Origin of the sequence: Erythrobacter sp., assembly GCF_038133525.1 — a bacterium.
GTDB lineage: Bacteria > Pseudomonadota > Alphaproteobacteria > Sphingomonadales > Sphingomonadaceae > Qipengyuania.
In genome coordinates, this window is record NZ_JAYPTL010000187.1 from 1,196 (window position 1) to 1,593 (window position 398).

The following is a 398-nucleotide window of genomic DNA, read 5'->3' on the forward strand; positions in this document are numbered from 1 at the left end:
GTGTTGAGGTCGCCCCACGTCTGATCGCTATAAAACATGTCGATCAGGTGCTGGCCCGTGCGCTCGCCGAACCGGTCATGCCGATCGAGTGGAGCGAGGAAGACGATCTTGCCAGCCAGCCCAATGTTCCGGGCAGCGGCGAGGGCGTATCCCGCACTGCACACTAAGGTCGGGCGAAAGCCGGCGGTGACCTAATGGTAATTGCCGAGCGGCGTGCCGAATCGCGCTGCCCGGATTGCCGCTCGTTGCGCAACTCCGCCATATCGCTGTGTCATTTCTTTATGTGCGGTGCAGCATATCGGCCCGGCCTGTCGCAGCAGCGCACGGTTCGTCGCAATTGAGACCGGATTGGTGAAAAAAATCGCGGAATTTCGCGCATTCCGGCGCGGAGTTGGCTT

The 398-nt window shown here is 60.8% G+C and carries 1 protein-coding gene; it reads right to left on the minus strand.

Going from position 1 to position 398, the window contains the following annotated elements:
• Nucleotides 1–191 precede the first annotated feature (191 nt).
• Nucleotides 192–398, minus strand: a 207-nt coding sequence (locus AAFM29_RS17850; RefSeq protein ID WP_341714048.1) for a hypothetical protein, incomplete at its 5' end; no start/stop codon positions are given.